This is a genomic window from Flavobacterium rakeshii (assembly GCF_009741375.1).
Classification (GTDB): Bacteria; Bacteroidota; Bacteroidia; order Flavobacteriales; family Flavobacteriaceae; genus Flavobacterium; species Flavobacterium rakeshii.
In genome coordinates, this window is the sequence record NZ_WOWP01000057.1 from 1 (window position 1) to 24422 (window position 24422).

Genomic DNA, 24422 nt, shown 5'->3' on the forward strand with positions numbered 1-24422 from the left:
ATTGGAAACAAAATTATTTATTTAGATTAAATAAAAATAACTATTTAGAATTATTACAAATAATTATTTCTAAAACTTAAAAAAAGAATGATATAATATGATTTTAAGACTGAATTTATTTCATATTGAAATTATAAACTGTTTGTATAAAAAATATTAATAAAGTTTTCAATACTATATTACTCCTAACCTTTATATCACTAAATAGTGTTTATTAAAATTAGTCTTAAACAAACTACCAAATTCTATTTATTCATACGTAACTTATTTTTTGCCAAATGACAAAAAGAACTTACTTAATGATTACTAACTTTACCTAATGGAACAGCTTATTGAATATATTTTACAGTTTAGCAATTTAAATACACAGCAAATTGAACTTATTTCTAAAAATTCAGTTGAGACAGAATTACATAAGGACGAGTATTTTGCTGAAGCCGGTAAAAGGTTTGACTACTATGCTTTTATTTTAGAAGGTGTTTTCCGTATTTGTTACTATAACCGAAAAGGCGAAGAAATCACCAAGTATTTTGTTGAAGAAAACCACTTTATAGCAAACCCTTATAGAGCTGAACCCTTTACTGAATACATACAGGCTGCAACCTACAGTAAACTGATTCTGTTTTCCCAACAGCAATGGAAAGAACTCTCTAATACAATTGTAGACTGGGAAACTATTACCAATAAGATATTTCATAATGCCTTAATGAAAAAGGTAGACAGGATGAGTTCGCTGGTTTCGGAAGATGCCACAACACGCTACCTCATCTTTCTGGAAAAATTCCCAACTCTAGTAAACAGAGTTCCGCTCACCTACATAGCCTCTTATCTGGGAGTTACACAATCATCACTAAGCAGGATTCGAAAAAACATTCGCTAAGTCCCTTTTTGCCAAATGGCAAATGTTTTAATATCCGGTTAATAGAACTTTGTGTTGTTAATCAAAAAAAGTAAAAAATGAGTTTTAAAGAAACAATTACAATTGGTGCCAATACAAGTAATCCATTAACCATAAAAAGGTTAGGTTATGGCACTATGCAGTTACCCGGAGAGTATGTTTGGGGTGAGCCTAAAAACAGAGATGAAGCCTTACAGATTTTAAAAACAGCTTCTGAACAGGGAATTAACTTTTTAGATACCGCCGACTACTATGGTCAGGATATAACTAACCGACTTATTAAAGAAGCCTTATATCCATATAAAGATGACTTGGTAATATGCACAAAAGTAGGTGCAAACAGAGGTGAAGATAAAAGCTGGGGTGTTTATGATAAACCTGAGAATTTAAGAGCCAGTATTGAAAATAATTTAAGAACCTTAAAAACAGAACAGATACAGCTTGTACATTTCCGTGTAATGCCTGGCTCAAGTACACCTTTTGAGGAATCGCTAAATGCAATGTTTGAGATGCAAAAGGAAGGGAAAATTATGCATGTAGGTTTGAGTAATGTAACTCCTGAAGAATTAAATAAAGCTCTAGCTATGGGGAATGTAGCCAGTGTTGAAAATGCATTTGGTTATGATCAACGTAAAAGCTTCTCTACACACGGAATGGAAATAAGAGGGCTGCAGGAAGTAATGGATATTTGTGTAGCTAATAATATCCCTATGGTTCCGTTTTTCTCATTACAAAGCTCTTTACATAACAAGGAAAATAAAATCGCTGAGATTGCAAAAAAATACAATGTATCATCGGCACAAATAAACCTGGCTTGGCTGTTACATTATAATGATTTGATTTTACCTATTCCGGGGACTTCAAAACTAAACCACTTAAATGAAAACATTAAAGCTTTTGACATAAGGCTTACCGATGAAGATATGGCGTTTTTAGGATAATTCGTCATAACCAAAAGGTACAGTTTAGTTGTGCCTTTTGGTTTTTATTCTCTAATACAATACATATTCTACCTCCTATTTTGAGTAGTTTACTCAATAGTTTTTAATTTTGTAATTCACTTCACAATTACAAGAATATGATTCCGGAAAACCTGATTAAACAGATTGCTTTCATTAAGGAAATTGATAAGATAAAGTACATACAGAGGAAAACTAAGCTATTTAATAGTGACCGAAATGAAAATGATGCAGAGCACAGTTGGCATTTGGCAGTAATGGCTATCGTTTTAGCCGAACATTCAAATGAACCGATAGATGTTCTCAAAGTGGTTAAAATGGTTTTGATACATGATATTGTAGAAATTGATGCCGGAGATACTTTTATTTATGACACCCAGAAAAACCATGATAATACCGATGAGGAAAGAATAGCTGCTAATCGTATTTTTGGACTACTACCTAAAGAACAAGCAAATGAGTTAATAGAGATTTGGGAAGAGTTTGAAGCGGGAATAACCAAAGAAGCAAAGTTTGCCAGAGCAATGGACAGACTGGAGCCATTACTACAAAACACATCTAACAATGGCGGAACATGGAGAGAGTTTAATGTAAGCTATGATAAGGTATATAACAAGAAAAAAGTAATTAACGAAGGCTCAACAACCCTGTGGGACTTTGCCGAAAAATTAATAAACGAAAGTGTAGAGAAAGGTATTTTAAATAAGGAATAGTCTAATCATAATAATAAATATTATAAAAACATTCCTGTTATTCAATAACAACTACTTCATCAATATTATAAATCCAATCATCAGGATTGGTTTCGTTATACCTGAAAATCCCCTTAATGGTTATAAACTTATCAGTTTTTAAACGCTGAGTATTACCATCTTTAAAATTAATACCAGAAATAGATTCGGGGCCTGCAGCTCCACAAAAAAAGCATGAAGCCATTTGATTTTTGCTAATAGCATAACTTTCTTCATCGATAGGAATAACATAACCTTTTAATACTACTTCCTTACCCAAAAGAGTTTTTAATTTTGTGTTTACCTTAGGATACATTATTCCTTCAGGATATATTGAATCTTTTATCTCACTATATTCAATGTCAGAAAGTAATTTCCAGTTTAAAGTATAAGGCTCATCTATATTGTATTGACTTACTATTGAATCCTTTTTAAATTTTGTTTTTTCACTATATGTCCCTAATACTACTGAGTCATGTATTATATCTGTATTAACCTTTGTTTTATCTATAGTTTTATTATTGCTAACCAAATAACTGCCACCAAAAATTAAGAGACTACAAATAACTACTATTATGGCTATTAAATAAGTTTTACTCATGTGATATTTACATTATTTCAGGAAAATTATCCTCCCATTTTATAGTTTTCCAATTTTTAATTTCATCATCATTTAATAAACATTTTTCCAGTTGACCAATGTATTCCTCCCTATTTAACTGCTGACCAATAAAAACAATTTCATTTTTACGGTCCCCCCAATTACTATCCCATGATTCCTCTATATCATACTGATTATCATGAAAAGCACGGTATCTTATTCTTTCACTATATGGCATGCTACACCACCATACCCCGGCAGTTTCTACACGCATGCTACCACCAGCCTGACTAAAATTAACTGCCAAATCAGGACGTGAAGCTAACCAAAATAATCCCTTTGCCCGTATTGTATTAGAAGGGTAATGCTCTCCCAAAAAATTTAACCAGCGTTGTGGATGAAATGGTTTTTTACTCCTAAAAACAAATGATGAAATACCGTATTCTTCCGTTTCAGGAACATGCTCATTTTCCAGCTCCTTTAACCAGCCGGCAGACGTTTGTGCTTTTTCAAAATCAAAACTGCCCGTATTTATTATATCAGCTAAAGGAACCTTACCAAATTCCGAAACAATAATATGGGCATCTGAATTAAGTTTGCGTAAAGCTGCCTTAAGAACTTTTATAACTTCAGCATCTACTAGATCAGCTTTATTAATGATAATTACATTTGCAAATTCTACCTGTTCTGTGAGTAGATTAACTATAGTTCTATTATCGGCAGGGTCATCTGTAAGGTCCCTGTCAGCAAGTACTTCATCGGTATTAAAATCCCTGAAAAAATTATACGCATCCACAACAGTAACCATAGTATCTATATAACTAAAAGTGGAAAGGTCTACAGAGCCATCTTCGGTACTAAAAGTAAATGTTTGGGCTACAGGTACAGGCTCTGAAATGCCTGTACTTTCAATCAATAAATAGTCAAACCTGTTTTCTTTTGCTAATCTTTCAACTTCAATAATAAGATCTTCTCTTAAAGTACAGCAAATACAACCATTACTCATCTCAACTAACTTCTCTTCTGTTCTTGAAAGAGTTTGTTCTTTAGCAACAAGTCCGGCATCAATATTTATCTCGCTCATATCATTAACAATCACCGCAACCTTTAAACCGTCCTTATTGTGTAATATATGGTTTAGTAAAGTCGTTTTGCCAGCCCCTAAAAAACCACTTAATACCGTTACCGGAAGTCTATTTATTTTTTCCTGCATTTTTTCTGTTTATATATTAGAAAATGAAAAGTATTATTGCATCAACACTAATGCAACTTAGTTGCAAATATAAACAAAACCTTATTACTGCAACTATGTTGCAATAAATTAAATTATGAACTATACTTATGACATATATCATATTTTAAGTTCACACTAACATCTTAATTTGCCTAAAACAAATTAAGATGGAATACTGGAAAAAAATTACACACAGCGAGCGCTTAAAAGATATTAAAAAGGCATTACACAACAATGTAAACTTCTCTGAAGATCCTTCCCTTGGATATCCAGCATCAAAGTTGGATGAAAAGGTTTTTAACGATGAGGCTCCGTTTTTAAAAGACAGTCCTGTACTGCAATCGTTTGTAGCAAACCCAAATCATATAGGCTGCCATACCTTTGGCACATCTGAAAAAGCTTTTAAAGGCACTCAGGATATAGAACGCGAAGTACTCAATATAGTAGCCGTTGATATTTTTAAGGCACAACCTGATTCATTTGACGGCTATATAGCCCCGGGAGGTACCGAAGCTAATATACAGGCATTATGGGTGTACCGAAATTACTTTATAAACGAATTAAATGCTTCTCCTAATGAAATAGCCATAATAGCATCAGAAGATACCCACTACTCTATCCCAAAAGGTTCAAACCTGTTAATGATAGATTATATCAAAATACCTGTTGATTTTGAAAATAGGTCGGTTAACAAACCGGCTTTAGAAAGCAGTATTAAAAAAGCAATCATTAACGGTAAGAAATACTTCATTATAGTAGCCAACATGGGGACTACCATGTTCGGCTCTGTAGATGATGTAAATACTTATGTAGCTGTAATGGAGCAAAACAATCTCCCTTTCAAACTACATATTGATGCTGCTTACGGCGGATTTATATATCCGTTTAGTAATCCAAACAGTGATATGAGTTTTAATAACCAAAACATTAGTTCCATAACAATAGATGCTCATAAAATGTTACAGGCACCTTACGGTACAGGAATTTTTATCTGTCGTAAAGGATTAATTGAAAACGTACTGACCAAAGAAGCCGAATATGTTGAGGGAATGGATTTAACCCTGTGCGGCAGCCGATCAGGAACTAACGCAGTTGCGGTTTGGGCAATACTTGCTACATATGGTCCGCATGCGTGGTTTGAAAAAATAAGTATACTGCAAATGCGAACAACATGGCTATGTAATCAGTTAGATGAGTTAGACATAAAATACTTCAGGAATCCATATATGAATATCGTAACCATTAAGGCAGAAGGAATCCCTGAAGAACTGGCCCTTAAATTTGATTTGGTACCCCAAAAACATGATGAAACCAACCAATGGTATAAAATCATTGTAATGGGACACGTTGAGGTAGAAGATTTATTACAGTTTATAAATGAACTTAAGGTGGTTAAAAACGTTTCTGTTATTAATTAAATAAATCAGGCATTTATACCTAAAATACCCAAACAGGTAGTATTACGGTATATTTATAACTATTAAGTATTTAAATTTGAGATGTACTTAATTAACCATACCCATGTTAGAATCAAACATTAAAACCCCGGGAGTATATATAAATGAAATCAATGCATTTCCTAATTCGGTTGTACCGGTACCTACCGCCGTACCTGCCTTTATAGGATATACACCACAGGCTGAATATGAAGGAAAATCATACACTAATAAGGTTCAGAAAATAACATCGTTCTCTGAATTCAAAGCAATATACTGTATACCCGATGCGGCACCTCCGGCAGATCCTTCAAAACAATATAATCCACAGTATTATCTTGTAAAACAGGAGGCGCAACCTGCCAGTGGCGACTATTTACAGGTAAACGGTACTTTTTATTCTGTTGTTTCTGATCCTAATACTATTTACTATTTATACAATAGTATAAGGTTGTTTTATCAAAATGGTGGTGGTGATGCTTATATTATTTCCGTAGGAGGATATGGTAAACCTTCAGGAACACCTGGTGCTATTGGTAAAAACATAATAAATCCTAATGTAAAGCTCAATGAGCTTTTAAATGGCCTGGCATTACTTCAAAATGAGAATGAGCCTACCATGTACATCTGTCCGGAAGCTACATTATTATCTGTTTCAGATAATGGCACTCTTATGCAAAAGATGTTGTTACAATGTACACAAAAAGAAAACCCTATATCGATATTTGATATTATAGGGGGTAATAATCCCGACCCTACACTTTACACTAATGACATTGAAACCTTTAAAAACAATACCGGCAACAACGGATTAGACTACGGAGCCGCCTATTATCCTTTTGTAGGTACAACCGTAACGCAAAGTAATGAAATTGATTACACTAATCTTTTTGGCGGAGATATAAAACAACTGGCTACTATACTAACCGAGGCCGACGGTAACAGCGATACCCTGAATCAGTTATTGGATACTATTCAAAATCCCGGGAAAGATCCTTTAACGGTTTCTCAATACAATAATGCTCTTATAAATGCCAGTAAAAAGTATCATGAAATTATAAACCATATTTTAGCTGATGTTAACATACTACCTCCAAGTGGCGGAATGGCCGGAGTAATAACTGTAACAGATAATGAAACTGGAGTTTGGCAGGCACCCGCCAATAAAACTATTGTTGGCGCAAACACACTCCCAATAAAGCTTAATGATAGCCAACAGGCTAATTTAAATGTAGATAGTGTTACAGGTAAATCAATAAATGCAATACGCTTTTTTAACGGACAGGGAATTTTAATTTGGGGAGCAAGAACGCTAGATGGTAATAGTAATGACTGGAGATATATCTCTGTAAGAAGAACTGTGTCTTTTATACAGCAATCCTGTAAACTAGCCATGAAAGCTTATGTTTTTGAGCCTAATACCGTAAATACCTGGTCAGCAGTAAAATCATCTATTAGTAATTTTCTAATCTCAGTTTGGAAAGAAGGAGGCTTACAGGGTGCAACTGCGGCCGACGCTTTTTCTGTACAATGTGGTTTAGGGACCACAATGACTTCTGATGATATAATTAACGGAGTAATGAATGTTACAATTAAAGTGGCAGTTACACATCCTGCAGAATTTATTGTTATTACACTTCAACAACAAATGGCTACCGGTAATTAAATAAATTATGCCACATTACATTAAAAAGCCTCACTGAATAGTGAGGCTTTTCTATTATTCCTTAATACTTAATGCTCCTGACGGGCATTTGGCTACCTGATCAATCAGTTCTTTTGACGAGGCATTCTCCGGTTTAATCCAGGGCCTCTCTTTAGGGTTATATACTTTAGGTAATGTTTTTACGCAAATACCCGAATGTATACACAGCTTTTGCTTCCATAGTATAGTAACCTCTCCGTTAGTATATTCACGAACGTCCATAATTTCATAGTTTTTATACGTTACAAGTTACTTCTTTTCGGGTAATAAAACAACATTTTAAGTTGGCTATTCAAAATGGTTTAACCCACGAATGCCCCATATCATTGATTATATAATCGGTTTATTTATTAAAAGAACTTTCGGTGTTAACCTTATTATCCTCACCATAAACTTTTTGTCCCCAATTACCCTTGTCACCTAAAGCACGACCTTTAATTAGCCAGGCAATACCAAAAACTAACAATGATAAAGCCTCAAAAGTTAATGTTGAATACGGAAACAGTTTAAACTTTGCCGATACAGGTACCATAATGATAAATACCAATATAGAGTAGCCACAAAAACGGTAAATATTATTTTCATTCACAACGCTTTGTGGTGTATTCGTTTCATGTTTATGTCCTATGGTAAATACATTAATTGATAAGAGTGAAAAAACTAGGAACAACATTCCGGCAAAACCATAATGCAACGCTCCCAACCAAGCATCTGGATACGGGATAAGAGTGTATATTTTTTATGAAATAACCTCGGGGTTTGTAGGTACCATAGCTACACCAACAGCCATTATCCCTGCAATATTTGTAAGTAAATTGTCATTTTTCCATATGGATGGATTACCATGACCCTTGTAGCGTATTAAAAACAAGCCAACAGCACACAGGGTACCGGTAAAAATCTCCCTGAAGTTGGTATAATAATAGTGGCTGATTGACGGTTGTACGTTGGTATCAAAAAAATCTATAAACGAAAGGATAACCAAAACTATAGGTAAAAATATTCCTAAATAACCTATAGCTCTTCTTATCCTTCGATAAGAATATATATCAAAAACCGGAATTTCTGTTTTTGGCGTTTCCATAATTGATTAGATTTGGTTTCTGTAAAATTATCAATATATTGAAAAGTATATACAGGTAAAACTACCTGTTTTGTATAAGGGTTTTCACTATATAACTATAAACCAAATACCTAATAACCTTGAAAGGTAAAACCGAATCACTTAAAAACAGAGGTAAAAGCTCTGAAGACGATAAACTTTTCGGTAACGAAAAAGAACAGCTAAAAATAACCGAAGGGCTTAAAGATATGTATTACCTGTTAAGCAGAGATTTCCCTGCAAAAGCATCGGTAGGGCTTGTAGGTAATCGATACCGCCTTAAAACAAGGCAAATAAAGGCATTACAGGGAATGGGAGCTTCAAGTCAGGATATTTCGCTCAGAAAAAGTAAAGAACTTACTCCCGAAGAGTTAAAAGGTAAAACTATTTACCTTGATGGTTTTAATGTAATAATACTGTTTGAAACCTTACTTTCCCAAGGATTTATTTTTAAAGGGCTTGATGGTTGTTACAGGGATATATCCTCTGTTCATGGTACTTATAAAAGAGTTAGCCAAACGCAGGAAGTACTAGTTACAATAGGGGAAATATTCAGTAAACTGGAACTGGAAAAAGTGATATGGGTATTTGATGCTCCCGTATCAAACAGCGGAAAAATGAAAAGCTTTTGTTATGAACTGACACAACAACATAACTTTAAATGGGAAGTACTTCTGGATAATTCTCCCGATAATTTTTTGTGTGAAGGGGAGAAACTTGTTTGCTCATCAGACGCGTGGATACTAAACGAATGTAAGCAATGGTTTAATTTAGGAAGCTATATAATTAACAACCTGTTTCCTAACACAAAACCGTCTTATATAATAGAACCATAAAAAAATCCCCTGCAATGCAGGGGATTTTATATTTAAAATAAGATTTCCTTATTCATCACCATGTAAAAATGCCTGCCTGTTTAATAGTGTTTCTTCACTTTCAACATGGTCATCATCAGGCACACAGCAGTCTACCGGACATACAGCAGCACATTGAGGCTCCTCATGGAAACCTTTACACTCTGTACATTTACCTGGTACAATGTAATATAAGTCGTCTGAAATAGGTGTTTGAGCCTCATCAGCATCTACCTCTTCCCCGCTTGGTAATACAATTTTACCACTTAAACTGGTACCATCTTTATATCTCCAGTCATCGGCACCTTCATATATTGCCGTATTAGGACACTCGGGTTCACATGCCCCACAGTTTATACATTCGTCTGTTATTATGATTGCCATAGCTTGTTTTATTTTTTAATAATGTAAATTTGCACAAAATTACGTCCAAAACTATTCATAAGCAAATCTAATGACTTTAGCCGAAAGAAAAACAGCCTTTGTTGAATTAGGTAAATTTTTAGGTCAGTTTTCTGCCGAAAACACTACTCCGAAAGAAGGTGTACAGCACAACGACTTATTTTTTGATAACTTTTCTAACCTGATAGAGTTATCACAATCACACAATCGTTGGTTTACTAAGGATGAGGTTTATTTCGCATTACAGTCATGGGCTGATGCCTTAACCCCTGATAATCTGGATAAATGGTTAAGCAACTACAATCTTGATACTGTAGAGCCAAAAACTATTGGACTTATTTTAGCCGGGAATATTCCGCTTGTTGGGTTTCACGATTTAATTTCGGTAGTAATTACAGGGCATAAAGCTTTGGTTAAAACATCATCAAACGATCAGCATTTACTACCATTTTTAGCCAAGTATTTAATTACGGTTGAACCCCGTTTAGAAAACGCGGTTACTTTTACCGAGCAAAAACTGGAAGGTTTTGATGCTGTTATTGCCACGGGTAGTAATAATACAGCACGTTATTTTGAATACTACTTTAAAGATAAGCCCTCTATAATCCGTAAAAACCGTAACTCAGCTGCTATACTTACAGGAAATGAAAGTAAAGAAGAATTGATAGGGCTTGGAGAAGATATTTTCAGGTATTTTGGTTTAGGATGCCGTAATGTATCAAAACTATTTGTACCAAAGGATTATGATTTTACTCCGTTTTGGGAAGCCATTTATGAGTACAGAGATATTATCCATTATGAAAAATATGCTAATAATTACGATTACAACAAGGCGGTTTTCCTAATGAGTAACTTTAAAATTCTGGACAACGGTTTTTTAACCATAAAAGAAGACAGTAGTTACTCCTCTCCTATCTCAAGTGTTTTTTATGAGTTTTATGAAAACACAGATGCTATTAAACAGCGTATTGAAACAGATAAAGAACTGATTCAGTGCATTGTTAGCAACATTGACGGTATTGGCGGAAAAGTTGCTTTTGGAGACACACAAAAACCACAGCTTTGGGATTATGCTGATGGTGTGGATACAATTGCATTTTTATCAAAAATATAGCGGAATAATTCAAAATATTTCCGAATCTTTTTTGCTGTTATCTAATGGATATTTTGGAAATTTGTAGCACGCATTCTATCTATTTTTAATTTGTCCCATGAAAAAACACAATTTCAGTGCAGGTCCCTCAATCCTGCCACAAGAAGTATTTGAAAAATCTGCTCAGGCAGTCCTTGATTTTAATAATTCAGGGCTTTCTATTCTCGAAATCTCACACAGAAGTAAAGATTTTGTTGCCGTTATGGAAGAAGCCAGAGCCACCGCGCTTGAGCTTTTAGGGCTGGAAGGCAAAGGTTATAAAGCACTTTTCCTAACCGGAGGTGCCAGTATGGAGTTTGTAAGGGTTCCGTACAACCTGTTAAAAGAAAATGGCAAAGCTGCTTATCTTGACACGGGAACATGGGCTTCGGGCGCTATAAAGGAAGCTAAACGTTTTGGCACTACAGAGGTTATAGCATCATCCAAAGACGAAAACTACAACTATATACCAAAAGGCTTTGCTGTACCGGCAGACGCCGATTATTTACACTGTACAAGTAACAATACCATCTTCGGGACACAAATGCACAGTTTCCCTGAAACCAATGTGCCTTTGGTTTGTGATATGAGTTCTGATATTTTTTCGAGAGAACTGGATTTTTCTAAATTCGGAATTATATATGCCGGTGCTCAAAAAAATATGGGTCCTGCAGGTACTACCCTTGTAGTAGTGAAAGAAGATATACTTGGTAATACAGGAAGAAACATCCCGGGAATTTTAGATTACAGTCAGCATATCGCTAAAGACAGTATGTACAATACACCTGCTGTATTCCCTGTTTACACTTCTCTTTTAACTCTGCAATGGGTTAAAAGAAATGGCGGTGTTACAGCTATAGAAAAGAAAAACAATGAAAAGGCCGAACTGCTTTATAATGAGATTGACCGTAACCCATTGTTTACCGGAACAGCTAAAACTGAAGACCGCTCTAAAATGAACGTAACCTTCCTTTTAAAGGATGAAGCATATACAGAACAGTTTGATAAACTTTGGAAAGAAGCTAACATTAGCGGTATTAACGGACACAGGTCTGTAGGCGGATACAGGGCTTCCATTTACAATGCCATGCCATTAGAGAGCGTTAAGGTACTTGTAGATGTAATGCAGGAGTTTGAAAGAACTGTATAAATTTTAATCATCAAATCTTAAGATAACAAATGAAAATTTTAGCAAACGACGGTATTTCCAAAAGTGGTATTATAGCTCTTGAAGATGCCGGATTTGAAGTAATAACAACAAAAGTTGCACAGGAACAGGTAGCTAATTACATTAATAAAAATGAAATTAGTGTAATTTTAGTAAGGAGTGCAACACAGGTAAGAAAAGATATTATTGACAATTGCCCAAGCCTAAAAATAATAGGCCGTGGTGGTGTTGGTATGGATAATATTGATGTTGAATATGCCCGTGAAAAAGGTATACATGTAATCAATACCCCGGCTGCTTCGTCTGACTCGGTTGCAGAACTTGTTTTTGCTCACCTTTTCTCAGGCGTACGTTTCCTGCATGATTCTAACAGACTTATGCCTCTTGAAGGTGACAGTAATTTTAACAGCCTTAAAAAAAGCTATGCAGCTGGTACTGAGCTTAAAGGTAAAACACTTGGTATTATCGGGTTTGGTAAAATAGGTAAATCAGTAGCACGTATTGCTCTTGGATTAGGCATGAAAGTAATTGCTTCAGATAAATTTATTGGCAATGCCGAGATCAGAGTAGATTTTTACAACGGTCAGTTTATCAATGTAGAAATAATTACAGAACCAATTGAGGACATCTTTAAACATGCCGACTTTATTACCCTACACGTACCTGCACAGGGAGGTCACCTTATTGGTAAGGCTGAACTTGAATCTATGAAAGACGGTGTTGGTATCATTAACGCATCTCGTGGTGGTATTATTGACGAAGTTGCCCTTGTTGATGCCCTTGACAGCGGTAAAGTTGCCTTTGCCGGACTTGATGTATTTGAAGAAGAGCCTAAACCGGCTATACAGGTATTAATGAACCCTAAAATCTCATTAACGCCACACATTGGGGCTGCTACCCTTGAGGCTCAGGATCGTATTGGTACAGAGCTAGCCGAACAGATTATAAGCATATTGAAAACAGCAAATAGCTAAGATTAAAAATCTTAATTAACAGAAAAGCACCCTATCGGGTGCTTTTTATTTTTTAACTTTATAGCTGTATGATCAAAAGTCATATCGCTATGAAAAATTACATTCTACTTTTCGGCATGTTTTTACTGCTTGTATTTAGCTGTAAAACACAAAATGACACTGAAGCTATGGAACCTATGTCTGTGACTACAGATACTACCGCCATTGCTAATGACACTGTACGTATTGCAAACGATGAGCTGGAATATGAAATTACCATTATAGATCCCGGTTTTAATTCATGGTTATATTCCAGAGCAAAACCAAGAGGATATTACTCACAACAATACCTGAAAAACAAAAACAGGCTTTGGGTAATACAATGGAATATAAGAGCAATGCAGCCACAACGTTACAGAGACCTATACCTTATGCAAATAGATTATGAACCCCGAATAGACTACGGATATGAAGTAAACTATATGCTATACAATTATTTGGTATATTTTCAGTTAACAACAGGACAACGCCTTGGAGGTATTGTACCTAAAACTTAAATCCAGTATATTTGTCTTTTAACCCTTTTCATGGAAAAATTAAAAAAGCGCTGGGGCATTACCAGCAATTTCCAACTCATAGTAATATTCATTGTTTTTGCCATAACGGGCTCAACATCGGCATATTTATCTAAACCTGTAATAGAATGGATAGGCATCTCTAAAGATGCTATGTCTCCTTGGCTGTATATACCGCTTCGGCTACTTATTATCTTCCCTGTATATCAGGTATTACTGGTGTTTTTCGGACTTGTATCCGGTCAGTTTAAATTCTTTTGGAACTTCGAGAAAAAAATGCTCCGTGGTATGGGGCTTGGCTTTCTCTTTAAAAATAAAAAAAGCTCCTAATCAGGAGCTTTTCTTTTATCAATTACATTAATTATTCTTTAAGCTTGGACTTATAGTTCTTTTTAAGCTTACTAAGCTTTGGCTCAATCACTGCCTTACAATACGGCTGATTAGGGTTTAAAGCATAATAATCCTGATGGTAATCTTCTGCCGGATAAAACTCGGTAGCCTCGCTAACTTTAGTAACTATCTTCTTATCAAATATCTTTTGATCTTCCAGTAACTTAATAAAGTTCTCTGCTTTGATTTTCTGTTCAGGGGTAGTATAAAACACCTCACTTCTGTATTGCGTACCTATATCTGCCCCTTGCCTGTTTAGCGTAGTAGGGTCGTGAGTCGCAAAAAAGATTTCAAGTAAATCTTCATAAGCAATTTCATCAGGGTTATAGGTAATTTTAATAGCCTCGGCATGTCCTGTTGTACCACTGCAAACCTCTTTATAGGTTGGATTTTTTGTAGTACCCCCTATATAACCGGAAACTACTTTGTCCACTCCTTTTAAATCGGTAAAAAATGCCTCTGTACACCAAAAGCAGCCTCCTGCAAATATGGCAGTCTCTAACTTACTGTTATCCATTTGTTTTAAATCTCCTTTCTTTAATTCTTCTTTGTTGTTATCTGTTACTGCTGTCTCAGGCTTTCCCTGGCAGGAAAGTGTAAAAACAGCCAGTGTTAGCATCATAATTCGTTTCATTGTATGTAGTTTTCAAAGTTATACAATCATTTTATTACAATCTGTTTGTAAACAGACTTTACACTATTTACATACGAAATATTGTGCCAAAAAAGATTTATTTTTATTTAAATTGTTTGTTTCTTTGTGAAAACCCGAATTAATGATACAGGCAAAAAACATTCATAAATATTACGATTCACTTCATGTACTTAAAGGAGTAGATTTGCATATTAAAAAAGGAGAAGTCGTTTCTATTGTAGGAGCATCAGGTGCCGGAAAAACAACCCTTCTGCAAATATTGGGAACGCTTGACAAACCTAAATCAGAAAACGGAACTTCACTACTTATAGACGGTGAAGACGTACTGAATATGAAAGACAAAGCCTTATCTAAGTTCCGAAACCTTAAACTCGGTTTTATATTCCAGTTTCACCAGTTATTTCCTGAATTTACAGCTCTTGAAAACGTATGTATACCTGCGTTTATAGCAGGGAAACAAAAAGCAGAAACAGAAGCAGAGGCCAAAAAACTACTTGAGTATTTAGGCCTTTCACACCGAATAAACCACAAACCGGGAGAACTATCGGGTGGTGAGCAGCAACGTGTTGCTGTAGCCAGAGCACTTATAAATAAGCCTGCCGTTATTTTTGCCGATGAACCTTCGGGGAATCTTGACACCCATTCTGCCGAAAACCTACACAACCTGTTTTTTAAGTTAAGAGATGAAATGGGACAGACTTTTGTTATTGTTACCCATAATGAGGAACTGGCTAATATGGCCGACAGGAAACTGGTTATGAGTGACGGACAGATAATTTCGGGACATTAAAATAATGGAGATTTCTGTGATGAATGAAAAAATGAATGTGGAGGAGCTTAAATCGTTCCTTGATGAAAAAGTAATTTTATACAACAATCCTGATTTTATTGACACCGATCCAATACAGATTCCGCATCGATATACCCTGAAAGAAGATAAAGAAATTGCCGGATTCCTTGCCTCTACCATTGCCTGGGGTAATCGTAAAATGATTATTAACAGTGCCAACAAAATGATGGATTTAATGGGTAACAGTCCGTATGACTTTGTTATGAATCATAATGAAGACCATTTGGATAATCTGGAAGGCTTTGTACACCGCACATTCAATTCGACAGACTTAGCCACTTTCATGCAGGCATTACAGAATATTTATAAAAATCATGGTGGACTCGAAATGCTTTTTACTAAACATCAAAATGCAGATGGAATGCAGCAAAGTATAAGCGAGTTTAAAAAAGTTTTCTTTGAAATAGCCCATCAGTCACGTACTCGAAAACATGTATCTGATCCCTTAAACGGTTCGGCAGCAAAAAGAATCAACATGTTTTTACGATGGATGGTTCGTAACGATAATGCAGGGGTAGATTTAGGTATATGGAACAAAATATCTCCTTCACTCCTATCCTGCCCGTTAGATGTACATTCCGGTAACGTAGCGCGTAAACTGGGTTTACTTAACCGAAAGCAAAACGATGCTAAAGCTCTGAAAGAACTGGATGCTCAATTACGCCAGTTAGACCCTAAGGATCCTGTAAAGTACGACTTTGCTTTATTTGGGCTTGGTGTGTTTGAAGGATTTTAGTTAAATTGCAGTGTATCAAACAAATCCTTACCTATATGAGATTACTTACTGCATTACTATGCCTGCTTTTTAGCTTTCACTCCTATTCGCAGGAACCAAACGTATATTTTTATAATCACAAAGGAGAGTCTATTGATAAACAAACATTTATTGATAGTATAAAAGTTCCTAAGCATAAATATACTTATAAGCTTATTGAAAATGATACCGCCGTATTAGGTAGTTTATTTTTGAGAGAAGAGATAAACGTAATTACACAGGAAGAGCGAAAATCGCTAATAAAAGAACTTGAATTATTAAGCGGGCAAAAAATTAAAGACAACCAGACTATAGTAATTGATTTTTTCTCATATCCGGTAAAAAAGCAATCGAGTTATGATGGCTTTTTCAATAAATACACGAAAAACCGTTCCTATTTAAGATTTTTTAAAAAGAATGACGGTTATGTACACTTTTTCGTTTCACAAAAAGATTATATACTAGATGGATTTATAGAAGATAAAAATAATTATCTGCTTAAAAATCTATTTTCAAATTATGAAGCCTCTTACGGGAATTATATTATAATAAAGCCCAACGGACATTATTTGAGAAGGCTTGATGAGCACAGGCAGGATGAAATAATCGATAAAATAAAAGGAGACTGGTAGTCTCCTTTTATTTTTTTTATTTAGATAAAGTTTTTTTCGCAATGTATCTCACTAAAAAGAATATGCCTACTACAAAAAGTAGCAGGAGCAGTATACAAAGTAGCTGCCACATTCCAATACCAAAAGAAAAATCGGTTACTGTTGTTTCCATTGTTAAATTTATTGTTCTAAAATTGATTTGTAGAGAGTATAATTTTCGTCATCAAAACAAACAAATATTACTTTATCGATTGCCTGATTATTATTTTCTAAAAATTCCTTTACGGAAGCTATAGCTACATCAGCCGCTTTATCTTTGGGATAGTGATAAATACCAGTACTAATATTAGGAAAAGCTATAGTCTTTACATTATTTTCAAGTGCCAGATTTAAACTGTTGATATAGCAGTTTTTAAGTAGCTCTTCCTCTTTTTTTGCACCGCCATTCCAAACCGGCCCCACAGTATGAATAACATAGTTAGCTGGTAAATTACCTGCTGTGGTAATAACTGCTTCTCCTGTTTTACAATTACCCTGTTTATTTCTTATAGCTACACAGGCATCCAGTATTGCCGATCCTCCCGCTCTATGTATAGCACCATCAACTCCACCGCCACCTAACAAAGACGAATTAGCCGCATTAACAATAACATCGGCCGTGATTTTTGTTATATCACCTTTAATAAGCTCTATTTTAGACATGATTAGATTTTTCCGTAATACATTGCTTTTACTATACCGTCAGACAGCCCTATTTTAGGCACGTAAATATTGCGTGCGCCACTCCACTTCATGGCATTGAGATAAATGCGTGTGGCATATATAATAACGTCTGCCCTGTCTGGATTAAGCCCTAATTCAGCAATGCGCTGCTCATAAGTAAGCGTATTAAGGAACTGATACTGCGAATTAATATAAAAATAGGATAACGGTAAATCCTGTTTTTTACCTGAAAGTTTAAACAGCTTGTTGATATTACCACCAGAACCTATAAGGGTAACATTATCAAACGGCTCGGTTACTGTTTTAATCCATTTTTCTATTTCTACCCAAACCAAATCGTTCACCATATTATTAAGCAAACGTACCGTACCGTTTTTAAACGATTTTGATGCTATGATCTTACCGTTGTCAAAAAGAGAAAATTCGGTACTACCACCACCAACATCTACAAAAAGATACGTTTGATCGGGTTTTATAAAAGTATGTAAGTCGGTCGATGCTATAATGGCAGCTTCCTTTTTACCATCTATAATATCTATTTTAATTTCAGCTTCCTGTTGAATCAGTTCGGCCACTTCATTTCCGTTAAAAGCCTCACGCATTGCCGATGTGGCACATGCCATATATCTTTCAACCTTATGTACTTTCATAAGTAACTTATAGGCTTTCATGGCATCTACCATGCGCTCTATATTATCATCACTTATTTCGCCAACAGTAAAGGCATCCTGCCCTAAACGTATTGGAACACGTACTAACGAACTTTTATTGAATTGTGGTGCTTTTCCTTCCTGCTCTACAATATTGCACACCAAAAGCCTCATGGCATTTGATCCAATATCTATCGCTGCATATTTTTTTATATTAATCATTCGCAATAAGAACCCCTGGCTCTAAGCCACAAGTTTTATAATTTAAAAATTATCGAAAACCACTTCCAGTTTATCCCTGTAATAGTTGTAGGTTTCAAGCTGTGCCCTGAATATTTTTTCTTCAGGACGTTTTCTGTACCTGTTTTCAAGATTTTCAGAATGTAGTCTTGCTTTTACATTACCTTTCCAGCCAATTTCAAAAGTATCTATAAGTTCCTTCTTTATATCCTCATCATAAACAGGACAGGTAACTTCTACCCTTTCATCAAGGTTACGGGTCATAAAATCGGCAGAAGAGATAAACACTTCCGGCTGCCCGTTATTCCCAAAAATATAAACTCTTGAATGTTCCAGGTAATTATCTACAATACTTATAGCCTCAATATTCTCGCTCATACCTTCCACACCCGGAATAAGACAGCAAATACCCCTTATAACAAGCTGTATTTTTACTCCTTCCCTACTGGCTTCATACAATTTGTCGATCATTTTATAGTCGGTAAGGCTATTCATTTTTAGTTTGATATAGGCCTCTTTTCCGGCTATCGCATTAAGTATCTCCCTGTCTATCAGTTTATAGAACTTAGACCTTGTATAATGCGGTGATACAAACAAATGCTTGTAGCGATGTATTCGGTAATTTACATCAAAAAAGTCAAATATTTTGTTTACATCCTTTAATATTTGCTGGTGATAGGTAAACAAAGTTACATCGGTATAAATCTTAGCAGTCGACTCATTAAAGTTACCTGTAGAGATAAATCCGTAACGTTTTATCTTTCCTTTCTCAACACGCTCAACCACACATATTTTACTGTGTACCTTAAGCCCTTTTACTCCAAAAATAAGGTTGATACCTTCCCTTTGCATCTGCTCTGAATAAGAAATATTACTTGCCTCATCAAAACGTGCCTGCAGCTCAATTTGAACGGTAACCTTTTTACCGTTTTTAGCCGCATTAATAAGGGAACTGATAATTTGGGAATTTTTAGAAAGCCTGTAAAGGGTAATTTTTATCGAAATTACCTTTGGATCCAGTGCTGCTTCCCTTAAAAAACGAATGATATAAGAGAACGACTGGTATGGAGCATTTAACAAATAATCTTTTTCTTTTATTTTATCCAGAATACTACCGTCAAGGCTTAATCCCGGTATGGGTAATGGCGGATTTTGTTTGTAAAGCAAATCATACCTGCCCAGGTTAGGAAAACTCATATAATCCCTCCTGTTATGGTAACGACCACCCGGAATAATACTATCGGTAGCATCAATACCCATTCGGGTAAGGAAAAAGTTAAGTGTATCTTTCTCTATCGACTGATCGTAAACGAAACGTACCGGCTCACCAATCCTTCTTTCTTTTACCCCTTTAGAAATTTTTTCCATTAAACTCTTACTCTGGTCACTATCAATTTCCAGCTGAGCATCACGGGTAATTTTAATCATGTGTGCAGATACACTCTCATAATTAAAAATACTGAAGATATTGTGAAGGTTATAACGGATAACATCATCTAACAAAATAACATAGTGCTTATCGTTATTAGACGGCAGTACCACAAAACGGTTTACTGTTTTAGGCATTTCCACAACCGCATAACGCACTTCCCTTTTCTTGTTACTGTCATCATCAATTAAAGTTCCGTCAGGGCCTTTAATTTGTTTAGGCTTAATAACAAGTTTAACGGCAAGATAACCTGCCGCATCTTTAAGTAACGGGAATTCATCAAGATCATTAAGGATAATGGTTACCAACTCCGGACTAACCTTTTGGATAAAGAAATCTTTTATAAAGTTTTCCTGTTCCTTGGAAATTTCAGTTTCGTTGATAATATAAATGTTCTCCTGCTGAAGTTCCTGTTCAATAACGCTTAATATCCTTAAACTTTCAGACTGTTGTTCAATAACGATCTCGGTAATATCCTTAAGCAACTGCTGTGAGGATATACCACCAAGAAGCTTCTCTCCGGTTTGCCCCGCTAAGCTTAATCGCCTAACTGCAGCATACCGAACCCTGAAGAATTCGTCTAAATTATTGGAAAATATACCTAAAAATCTAAGTCGGTCTAGTAACGGGACTTTTTCATCAGCAGCTTCCTGTAATACTCTCGCATTAAAGGCCAGCCAACTTTTTTCCCTGTCAATATACCGGTTTACCGGTGTGTGATGGTGAATCATATTTTTTTAACTCTCTTGGAAAAACTGTTTTTTGGGTTTTACCTTTTTGTATTGCACCCCAGTCGTCTTGTTCAAAAGATATTGAAACAAAGCCTGAAGTAGGTACATTATCTAAGGTAACGCTCCCAAAGATATTAACAAAATTAGTAATCGCCTCGTTATGTCCAAAAAGAATTAGGTTATCATATTTGTTATCACAACTTTTTATAATATTCTCAAGCCTCTTTACCTCAAATGTGTAAAGATCATCTTTAAACACTATATTTTCTATAGGAATTGAAAGAGTCTCAGCAAAAATGTAGGCTGTATTTTTAGCGCGTTGTGCCGTACTGGACCAAACCATAAAAGTTTTTGGTAAGTATCCTGAAACCGCAGAAGCAACCAGATGCGCATCGTCTATCCCTCTTTTAGACAATGGTCTGTCTTTATCAATCAGTGGGGCATCCCAGCTTGATTTTGCGTGACGGATTAATATTAAATTTTTCATGGGCCTGCATTTTTTAAAATATCTATATATTAAATATCAGAAAAAATAGCTTAATAAAATCCAAAGAATATGTTAATTTTTATTACGGAGCAAGCCTATCTGTTAACCAACTGAAATCATCCTGTAGTTTATATCGTATCCTGTCATGAAGTCTGTTTGGTCTTCCCTGCCAAAATTCTACTTCTACAGGTTTTACGATAAAACCTCCCCAGTTTTTTGGGCGCGGAATTTCTTTCCCTTTGTATTCGTTTTCAAGGTCATGAAGTTTATTCTCAAGAAAATCACGAGAAGGGATAACTTCACTCTGCGGTGATACTATAGCCCCCAGCCTGCTTCCTTCCGGACGGCTTTCAAAGTAACCGTCAGATATATTTTCGGAAACCTTCTCTGCAACACCTTTTATAATAACCTGACGTTCAAGTTCATGCCAAAAAAATGAAAGACATACATTTGGATTAGCTTCTATAGCTTTTCCTTTTTCAGAATTGTAATTGGTATAGAATATAAAACCTTCGTACGTAAACTGTTTAAGCAACACCACCCTCGCTTTTGGAAAACCGTCTTTACCAATGGTAGAAACCGTCATAGCATTTACCTCGGCAACAGCACCAAAATCTTCAACTTCATGAAACCACTTTTTAAAAAGCGATATAGGATCTTCAGGTAAATTCTGTTCGGTTAATTCACCTTTTTCATACGAACGTCTGTAATTACTTAAATCTTCCATTTTTATATCTTTTTAAGCTGTACAAATAACAGTTTAAATTTATTTAATTTTTAAATAACAAAACCTGACTTTTATGAAAATCAGAACTCAAAAAACTTACCGTCATCTGCCAGTTCAACATTTTCAAAAACAGTTTGTGCCTCTTCCTTAAACAACTCAATAGAATCGTAACGCGTGGAGAAATGCCCTAACAGCAAGTGTTTAGCATTAGCTTTCTTAGCTATAGTTGCAGCCTGTTTTGCGGTACTATGCATTGTTTTTTCACACAAGTATTCTTCAGTATCTAAAAAAGTACTTTCATGATACAAAACATCTACATTATTAATAATCGGTAATATATCTTCACTATACAAAGTATCTGAACAAAAAGCATAACTTTTTGGTGCGGGAGGGTCAAACGTAAGTTCACTATTTGATATTACTCTTCCATCATCAAGCGTGATATCACTTCCGTTTTTTATCTTTTGGTAATAACAGGTATCAATACCATAATCTTCTACTTTACCTATATGCAGTTTACGTTCGGCAGGTTTTTCCTCAAAAAGGTAACCATTTGTATATACCTTATGTTTTAAAGGAATTGTACGTACTATTACTTTATCATCTTCAAAAACCACCTGAGATTCATTTCCTTCCAACTCATGAAAGTAAAGGTTATAGGTTGTCCATGATGCCGATAGCTTTAACTGTACCAACATCATTTCCTTAATCCCTTTAGGTCCGTGAACATGTAGGTCGTTTTTTCTTCCCAGTAATGAGAACGTAGAAATTAAGCCTATAAGTCCGTAAACATGATCCCCATGCAGGTGTGAAATAAAAACGTGATTGATTTTAGAAAAACGGATTTTATTTTTCCTGAGCTGTACCTGTGTACCTTCACCACAGTCTATCAAAAACATTCTGTTTTTTATCTCTAAAACCTGTGAGGTAGGATTAGTTAATGTTCTTGGAGTAGCGGCATAACAGCCAAGTATGGTGAGATTCATCTGCTTGAATTTTGAAAACAAAAAAGCAGGGTCATTATAAATGCCTTTTTGCTTGCTGTTACATAGAGTAACAGTATTTATAAATTAAAATTAAAAGCCCAGATCTCTTTCTATCTCTTCCATTTCAATGATATCGTGTGCCTCTAAAACTGTAGGCACTACAATCATCTCATCTGGAACTTCATTAAAATCAAAATCGTTTACTACCATAACAAACGATTTTTTAGATTTTCTGTGCTTGTTGGATAGTGATAAAAATGATAAAATATCATTTAATCCTAATCCTGTATCCTGTGTAACATCAAGTATGATGTTTAGGTTTTTAAAGGAATTGTATTCACTTTCAATTTTTTCTCTGAAAGCATTAATATCTCCCTGAGTGTCTTTTAAAGTAACGGTATGTCCTTTTTCGTCTACTTTCATAAGTTATTGTGCTGTTATAGCTAATTTACAAACAGATAAATGAAAAATACTGTTTTTAAAATAATTTTATGCCTATTGCTTAATTTTAGAGGCTAACAGATAAATAACTGCCATCCTTATAGCAACACCGTTTTCTACCTGATTTAATATAACAGACTGTTGTGAGTCAGCAACATCACTGGTAATCTCTACCCCTCTGTTTATAGGTCCCGGGTGCATTATAACAATTTCTTTGTTTAACGAATCAAGCAACTCCTTATCAACACCATATTGCTGGCTATACTCTCTTGTAGACGGGAAATAGTTTACATCAAGGCGTTCATTTTGTACCCTAAGCATATTAGCAACATCACACCACTCCAGTGCTTTACGCAAGTTAGACTCTACTTTTACACCAAGTGATTCAACATATCTCGGGATTAATGTTTTTGGTCCGCAAACCATAACCTCGGCTCCCTGAAGCTGTAATGCAAAAATATTGGAAAGCGCCACCCTTGAGTGAAGAATATCACCTACTATAACTACTTTCTTACCACCTACATCACCAAGCCTTTCCCTTATAGTGTAAGAATCCAGTAAACCCTGTGTTGGGTGTTCGTGAGCACCGTCTCCGGCATTAACTATACTTGCGCTTACATTTTGTGAAAGGAAATGAGCAGCTCCCGGATGTGAGTGCCTCATAACTACCATATCCACCTTCATGGATAGGATATTGTTTACAGTATCAATAAGCGTTTCTCCTTTCTTTACAGACGATTGTGCAGCCGAAAAGCTTATCACATCTGCCGAAAGACGCTTTTGTGCCAACTCAAAAGAAAGCTTGGTACGCGTACTGTTTTCAAAAAATATATTGGCTATGGTAATATCCCTAAGCGAAGGGACTTTTTTAATAGGTCGGTTTATTACTTCTTTAAAATGGTCGGCCGTTTCAAAAATAAGGTCAATATCAGCTTTGTTGATATATTTTATTCCTAATAAATGATTAACGCTTAATTCTTTCATTACTTACTGTTGCT

General features: G+C 35.3%; 29 protein-coding genes. 14 read left to right on the top strand and 15 right to left on the bottom strand.

What is annotated here, in order from left to right; genetic code table 11:
- Positions 1 to 319: 319 nt before the first annotated feature.
- From GN157_RS14480 to GN157_RS14490, 3 genes are all read left to right on the top strand, one after another.
- Complete coding sequence (locus GN157_RS14480) at positions 320 to 880, top strand: Crp/Fnr family transcriptional regulator (protein WP_157484222.1); 561 nt, start codon at positions 320 to 322, stop codon at positions 878 to 880.
- A gap of 77 nt (positions 881 to 957) precedes the next feature.
- Complete coding sequence (locus GN157_RS14485; protein WP_157484223.1) at positions 958 to 1839, top strand: aldo/keto reductase; 882 nt, start codon at positions 958 to 960, stop codon at positions 1837 to 1839.
- Between the two features lie 137 nt (positions 1840 to 1976).
- Positions 1977 to 2570, top strand: a complete 594-nt coding sequence (locus GN157_RS14490; RefSeq protein ID WP_157484224.1) for an HD domain-containing protein — start codon at positions 1977 to 1979, stop codon at positions 2568 to 2570.
- Positions 2571 to 2607: 37 nt separating this feature from the next.
- On the opposite strand, the gene GN157_RS14495 is transcribed toward GN157_RS14490, so the two are convergent.
- Both GN157_RS14495 and GN157_RS14500 read right to left on the bottom strand, forming a co-directional pair.
- On the bottom strand, positions 2608 to 3189 hold the full coding sequence (locus tag GN157_RS14495; RefSeq protein ID WP_157484225.1) for a hypothetical protein: 582 nt from the start codon (positions 3187 to 3189) through the stop codon (positions 2608 to 2610).
- Positions 3190 to 3196: 7 nt separating this feature from the next.
- Positions 3197 to 4402, bottom strand: coding sequence for a GTP-binding protein (locus GN157_RS14500; protein ID WP_157484226.1), 1206 nt, complete (start codon positions 4400 to 4402; stop codon positions 3197 to 3199).
- A 188-nt stretch (positions 4403 to 4590) separates the two neighbouring features.
- Here GN157_RS14500 and GN157_RS14505 point away from each other — a divergent pair, with 188 nt between their 5' ends.
- A complete protein-coding gene (locus GN157_RS14505; RefSeq protein WP_157484227.1) occupies positions 4591 to 5841 on the top strand; it encodes a pyridoxal phosphate-dependent decarboxylase family protein in 1251 nt (416 codons plus the stop codon).
- 103 nt (positions 5842 to 5944) lie between these two features.
- Entirely contained in the window at positions 5945 to 7525 is a 1581-nt protein-coding gene (locus GN157_RS14510; protein WP_157484228.1) for a phage tail sheath family protein, read from the top strand.
- A 54-nt stretch (positions 7526 to 7579) separates the two neighbouring features.
- On the opposite strand, the gene GN157_RS14515 is transcribed toward GN157_RS14510, so the two are convergent.
- From GN157_RS14515 to GN157_RS14525, 3 genes are all read right to left on the bottom strand, one after another.
- Complete coding sequence (locus GN157_RS14515) at positions 7580 to 7786, bottom strand: (4Fe-4S)-binding protein (protein WP_157484229.1); 207 nt, start codon at positions 7784 to 7786, stop codon at positions 7580 to 7582.
- 121 nt (positions 7787 to 7907) lie between these two features.
- Positions 7908 to 8237, bottom strand: a complete 330-nt coding sequence (locus tag GN157_RS14520; RefSeq protein ID WP_157484230.1) for a hypothetical protein — start codon at positions 8235 to 8237, stop codon at positions 7908 to 7910.
- A gap of 66 nt (positions 8238 to 8303) precedes the next feature.
- On the bottom strand, positions 8304 to 8648 hold the full coding sequence (locus tag GN157_RS14525; RefSeq protein ID WP_157484231.1) for a hypothetical protein: 345 nt from the start codon (positions 8646 to 8648) through the stop codon (positions 8304 to 8306).
- Between the two features lie 119 nt (positions 8649 to 8767).
- Here GN157_RS14525 and GN157_RS14530 point away from each other — a divergent pair, with 119 nt between their 5' ends.
- A complete protein-coding gene (locus tag GN157_RS14530) occupies positions 8768 to 9502 on the top strand; it encodes a DUF434 domain-containing protein (RefSeq protein WP_157484232.1) in 735 nt (244 codons plus the stop codon).
- 48 nt (positions 9503 to 9550) lie between these two features.
- Here GN157_RS14530 and GN157_RS14535 read toward each other — a convergent pair whose 3' ends face one another.
- Positions 9551 to 9904, bottom strand: coding sequence for a 4Fe-4S dicluster domain-containing protein (locus tag GN157_RS14535; RefSeq protein WP_035130898.1), 354 nt, complete (start codon positions 9902 to 9904; stop codon positions 9551 to 9553).
- Between the two features lie 70 nt (positions 9905 to 9974).
- Here GN157_RS14535 and GN157_RS14540 point away from each other — a divergent pair, with 70 nt between their 5' ends.
- From GN157_RS14540 to GN157_RS14560, 5 genes are all read left to right on the top strand, one after another.
- Positions 9975 to 11036 (top strand): acyl-CoA reductase, encoded by a 1062-nt coding sequence (locus GN157_RS14540; protein ID WP_157484233.1) that lies wholly within the window; start codon positions 9975 to 9977, stop codon positions 11034 to 11036.
- A 97-nt stretch (positions 11037 to 11133) separates the two neighbouring features.
- Positions 11134 to 12204 carry a 3-phosphoserine/phosphohydroxythreonine transaminase gene (gene serC / locus GN157_RS14545; protein ID WP_157484234.1) on the top strand — a complete coding sequence of 357 codons (1071 nt, stop codon included), beginning with the start codon at positions 11134 to 11136 and terminating at the stop codon, positions 12202 to 12204.
- Positions 12205 to 12233: 29 nt separating this feature from the next.
- Positions 12234 to 13196 (top strand): D-2-hydroxyacid dehydrogenase, encoded by a 963-nt coding sequence (locus tag GN157_RS14550; protein WP_157484235.1) that lies wholly within the window; start codon positions 12234 to 12236, stop codon positions 13194 to 13196.
- 89 nt (positions 13197 to 13285) lie between these two features.
- Positions 13286 to 13732, top strand: a complete 447-nt coding sequence (locus GN157_RS14555) for a DUF6146 family protein (RefSeq protein WP_157484236.1) — start codon at positions 13286 to 13288, stop codon at positions 13730 to 13732.
- Between the two features lie 30 nt (positions 13733 to 13762).
- Positions 13763 to 14080: a DUF6787 family protein gene (locus GN157_RS14560; protein WP_035130888.1), complete on the top strand. Its 318-nt coding sequence runs from the start codon at positions 13763 to 13765 to the stop codon at positions 14078 to 14080.
- A gap of 31 nt (positions 14081 to 14111) precedes the next feature.
- On the opposite strand, the gene msrA is transcribed toward GN157_RS14560, so the two are convergent.
- Positions 14112 to 14774 (bottom strand): peptide-methionine (S)-S-oxide reductase MsrA, encoded by a 663-nt coding sequence (gene msrA, locus GN157_RS14565; RefSeq protein WP_197429466.1) that lies wholly within the window; start codon positions 14772 to 14774, stop codon positions 14112 to 14114.
- Positions 14775 to 14916: 142 nt separating this feature from the next.
- On the opposite strand from msrA, the gene GN157_RS14570 reads away from it, so the two are divergent.
- The 3 genes from GN157_RS14570 to GN157_RS14580 are packed head-to-tail and all read left to right on the top strand — an operon-like array spanning position 14917 to position 17031.
- Positions 14917 to 15585, top strand: coding sequence for an ABC transporter ATP-binding protein (locus tag GN157_RS14570; protein ID WP_157484237.1), 669 nt, complete (start codon positions 14917 to 14919; stop codon positions 15583 to 15585).
- Positions 15586 to 15616: 31 nt separating this feature from the next.
- Positions 15617 to 16381, top strand: a complete 765-nt coding sequence (locus GN157_RS14575) for a TIGR02757 family protein (protein ID WP_157484290.1) — start codon at positions 15617 to 15619, stop codon at positions 16379 to 16381.
- A 35-nt stretch (positions 16382 to 16416) separates the two neighbouring features.
- Positions 16417 to 17031: a hypothetical protein gene (locus tag GN157_RS14580; protein ID WP_157484238.1), complete on the top strand. Its 615-nt coding sequence runs from the start codon at positions 16417 to 16419 to the stop codon at positions 17029 to 17031.
- Between the two features lie 159 nt (positions 17032 to 17190).
- Here the strand turns inward: GN157_RS14580 and GN157_RS14585 are convergent, their stop codons facing one another.
- From GN157_RS14585 to GN157_RS14620, 8 genes are all read right to left on the bottom strand, one after another.
- Entirely contained in the window at positions 17191 to 17712 is a 522-nt protein-coding gene (locus GN157_RS14585; protein WP_157484239.1) for an O-acetyl-ADP-ribose deacetylase, read from the bottom strand.
- Between the two features lie 2 nt (positions 17713 to 17714).
- The gene (locus GN157_RS14590) at positions 17715 to 18605 is read right to left on the bottom strand and encodes a Ppx/GppA phosphatase family protein (RefSeq protein ID WP_157484240.1); all 891 of its coding nucleotides are present in this window, start codon (positions 18603 to 18605) and stop codon (positions 17715 to 17717) included.
- 42 nt (positions 18606 to 18647) lie between these two features.
- Positions 18648 to 20783, bottom strand: coding sequence for a polyphosphate kinase 1 (ppk1, locus tag GN157_RS14595; protein WP_157484241.1), 2136 nt, complete (start codon positions 20781 to 20783; stop codon positions 18648 to 18650).
- On the bottom strand, positions 20746 to 21270 hold the full coding sequence (locus tag GN157_RS14600) for a SixA phosphatase family protein (RefSeq protein WP_157484242.1): 525 nt from the start codon (positions 21268 to 21270) through the stop codon (positions 20746 to 20748). Before GN157_RS14600 ends, ppk1 begins: the two co-directional genes overlap by 38 nt.
- A gap of 82 nt (positions 21271 to 21352) precedes the next feature.
- Positions 21353 to 21997: a pyridoxamine 5'-phosphate oxidase gene (gene pdxH / locus GN157_RS14605; RefSeq protein WP_157484243.1), complete on the bottom strand. Its 645-nt coding sequence runs from the start codon at positions 21995 to 21997 to the stop codon at positions 21353 to 21355.
- An 80-nt stretch (positions 21998 to 22077) separates the two neighbouring features.
- Positions 22078 to 22983, bottom strand: a complete 906-nt coding sequence (locus GN157_RS14610; RefSeq protein ID WP_157484244.1) for a ribonuclease Z — start codon at positions 22981 to 22983, stop codon at positions 22078 to 22080.
- A 90-nt stretch (positions 22984 to 23073) separates the two neighbouring features.
- The gene (locus GN157_RS14615; protein ID WP_157484245.1) at positions 23074 to 23406 is read right to left on the bottom strand and encodes a ribonuclease Z; all 333 of its coding nucleotides are present in this window, start codon (positions 23404 to 23406) and stop codon (positions 23074 to 23076) included.
- Between the two features lie 72 nt (positions 23407 to 23478).
- Positions 23479 to 24408 (bottom strand): aspartate carbamoyltransferase catalytic subunit, encoded by a 930-nt coding sequence (locus tag GN157_RS14620; protein WP_157484246.1) that lies wholly within the window; start codon positions 24406 to 24408, stop codon positions 23479 to 23481.
- Positions 24409 to 24422: the final 14 nt, after the last annotated feature.

Bases quoted from the DNA above. Each gene is read 5' to 3' on its own strand.
- GN157_RS14480 (WP_157484222.1), top strand. From the start codon at position 320: ATGGAACAGCTTATTGAATATATTTTACAGTTTAGCAATTTAAATACA.
- GN157_RS14485 (WP_157484223.1), top strand. From the start codon at position 958: ATGAGTTTTAAAGAAACAATTACAATTGGTGCCAATACAAGTAATCCA.
- GN157_RS14490 (WP_157484224.1), top strand. From the start codon at position 1,977: ATGATTCCGGAAAACCTGATTAAACAGATTGCTTTCATTAAGGAAATT.
- GN157_RS14495 (WP_157484225.1), bottom strand. From the start codon at position 3,189: ATGAGTAAAACTTATTTAATAGCCATAATAGTAGTTATTTGTAGTCTC.
- GN157_RS14500 (WP_157484226.1), bottom strand. From the start codon at position 4,402: ATGCAGGAAAAAATAAATAGACTTCCGGTAACGGTATTAAGTGGTTTT.
- GN157_RS14505 (WP_157484227.1), top strand. From the start codon at position 4,591: ATGGAATACTGGAAAAAAATTACACACAGCGAGCGCTTAAAAGATATT.
- GN157_RS14510 (WP_157484228.1), top strand. From the start codon at position 5,945: ATGTTAGAATCAAACATTAAAACCCCGGGAGTATATATAAATGAAATC.
- GN157_RS14515 (WP_157484229.1), bottom strand. From the start codon at position 7,786: ATGGACGTTCGTGAATATACTAACGGAGAGGTTACTATACTATGGAAG.
- GN157_RS14520 (WP_157484230.1), bottom strand. From the start codon at position 8,237: ATGTTGTTCCTAGTTTTTTCACTCTTATCAATTAATGTATTTACCATA.
- GN157_RS14525 (WP_157484231.1), bottom strand. From the start codon at position 8,648: ATGGAAACGCCAAAAACAGAAATTCCGGTTTTTGATATATATTCTTAT.
- GN157_RS14535 (WP_035130898.1), bottom strand. From the start codon at position 9,904: ATGGCAATCATAATAACAGACGAATGTATAAACTGTGGGGCATGTGAA.
- GN157_RS14540 (WP_157484233.1), top strand. From the start codon at position 9,975: ATGACTTTAGCCGAAAGAAAAACAGCCTTTGTTGAATTAGGTAAATTT.
- serC (WP_157484234.1), top strand. From the start codon at position 11,134: ATGAAAAAACACAATTTCAGTGCAGGTCCCTCAATCCTGCCACAAGAA.
- GN157_RS14550 (WP_157484235.1), top strand. From the start codon at position 12,234: ATGAAAATTTTAGCAAACGACGGTATTTCCAAAAGTGGTATTATAGCT.
- GN157_RS14555 (WP_157484236.1), top strand. From the start codon at position 13,286: ATGAAAAATTACATTCTACTTTTCGGCATGTTTTTACTGCTTGTATTT.
- GN157_RS14560 (WP_035130888.1), top strand. From the start codon at position 13,763: ATGGAAAAATTAAAAAAGCGCTGGGGCATTACCAGCAATTTCCAACTC.
- msrA (WP_197429466.1), bottom strand. From the start codon at position 14,774: ATGAAACGAATTATGATGCTAACACTGGCTGTTTTTACACTTTCCTGC.
- GN157_RS14570 (WP_157484237.1), top strand. From the start codon at position 14,917: ATGATACAGGCAAAAAACATTCATAAATATTACGATTCACTTCATGTA.
- GN157_RS14575 (WP_157484290.1), top strand. From the start codon at position 15,617: ATGAATGTGGAGGAGCTTAAATCGTTCCTTGATGAAAAAGTAATTTTA.
- GN157_RS14580 (WP_157484238.1), top strand. From the start codon at position 16,417: ATGAGATTACTTACTGCATTACTATGCCTGCTTTTTAGCTTTCACTCC.
- GN157_RS14585 (WP_157484239.1), bottom strand. From the start codon at position 17,712: ATGTCTAAAATAGAGCTTATTAAAGGTGATATAACAAAAATCACGGCC.
- GN157_RS14590 (WP_157484240.1), bottom strand. From the start codon at position 18,605: ATGATTAATATAAAAAAATATGCAGCGATAGATATTGGATCAAATGCC.
- ppk1 (WP_157484241.1), bottom strand. From the start codon at position 20,783: ATGATTCACCATCACACACCGGTAAACCGGTATATTGACAGGGAAAAA.
- GN157_RS14600 (WP_157484242.1), bottom strand. From the start codon at position 21,270: ATGAAAAATTTAATATTAATCCGTCACGCAAAATCAAGCTGGGATGCC.
- pdxH (WP_157484243.1), bottom strand. From the start codon at position 21,997: ATGGAAGATTTAAGTAATTACAGACGTTCGTATGAAAAAGGTGAATTA.
- GN157_RS14610 (WP_157484244.1), bottom strand. From the start codon at position 22,983: ATGAATCTCACCATACTTGGCTGTTATGCCGCTACTCCAAGAACATTA.
- GN157_RS14615 (WP_157484245.1), bottom strand. From the start codon at position 23,406: ATGAAAGTAGACGAAAAAGGACATACCGTTACTTTAAAAGACACTCAG.
- GN157_RS14620 (WP_157484246.1), bottom strand. From the start codon at position 24,408: ATGAAAGAATTAAGCGTTAATCATTTATTAGGAATAAAATATATCAAC.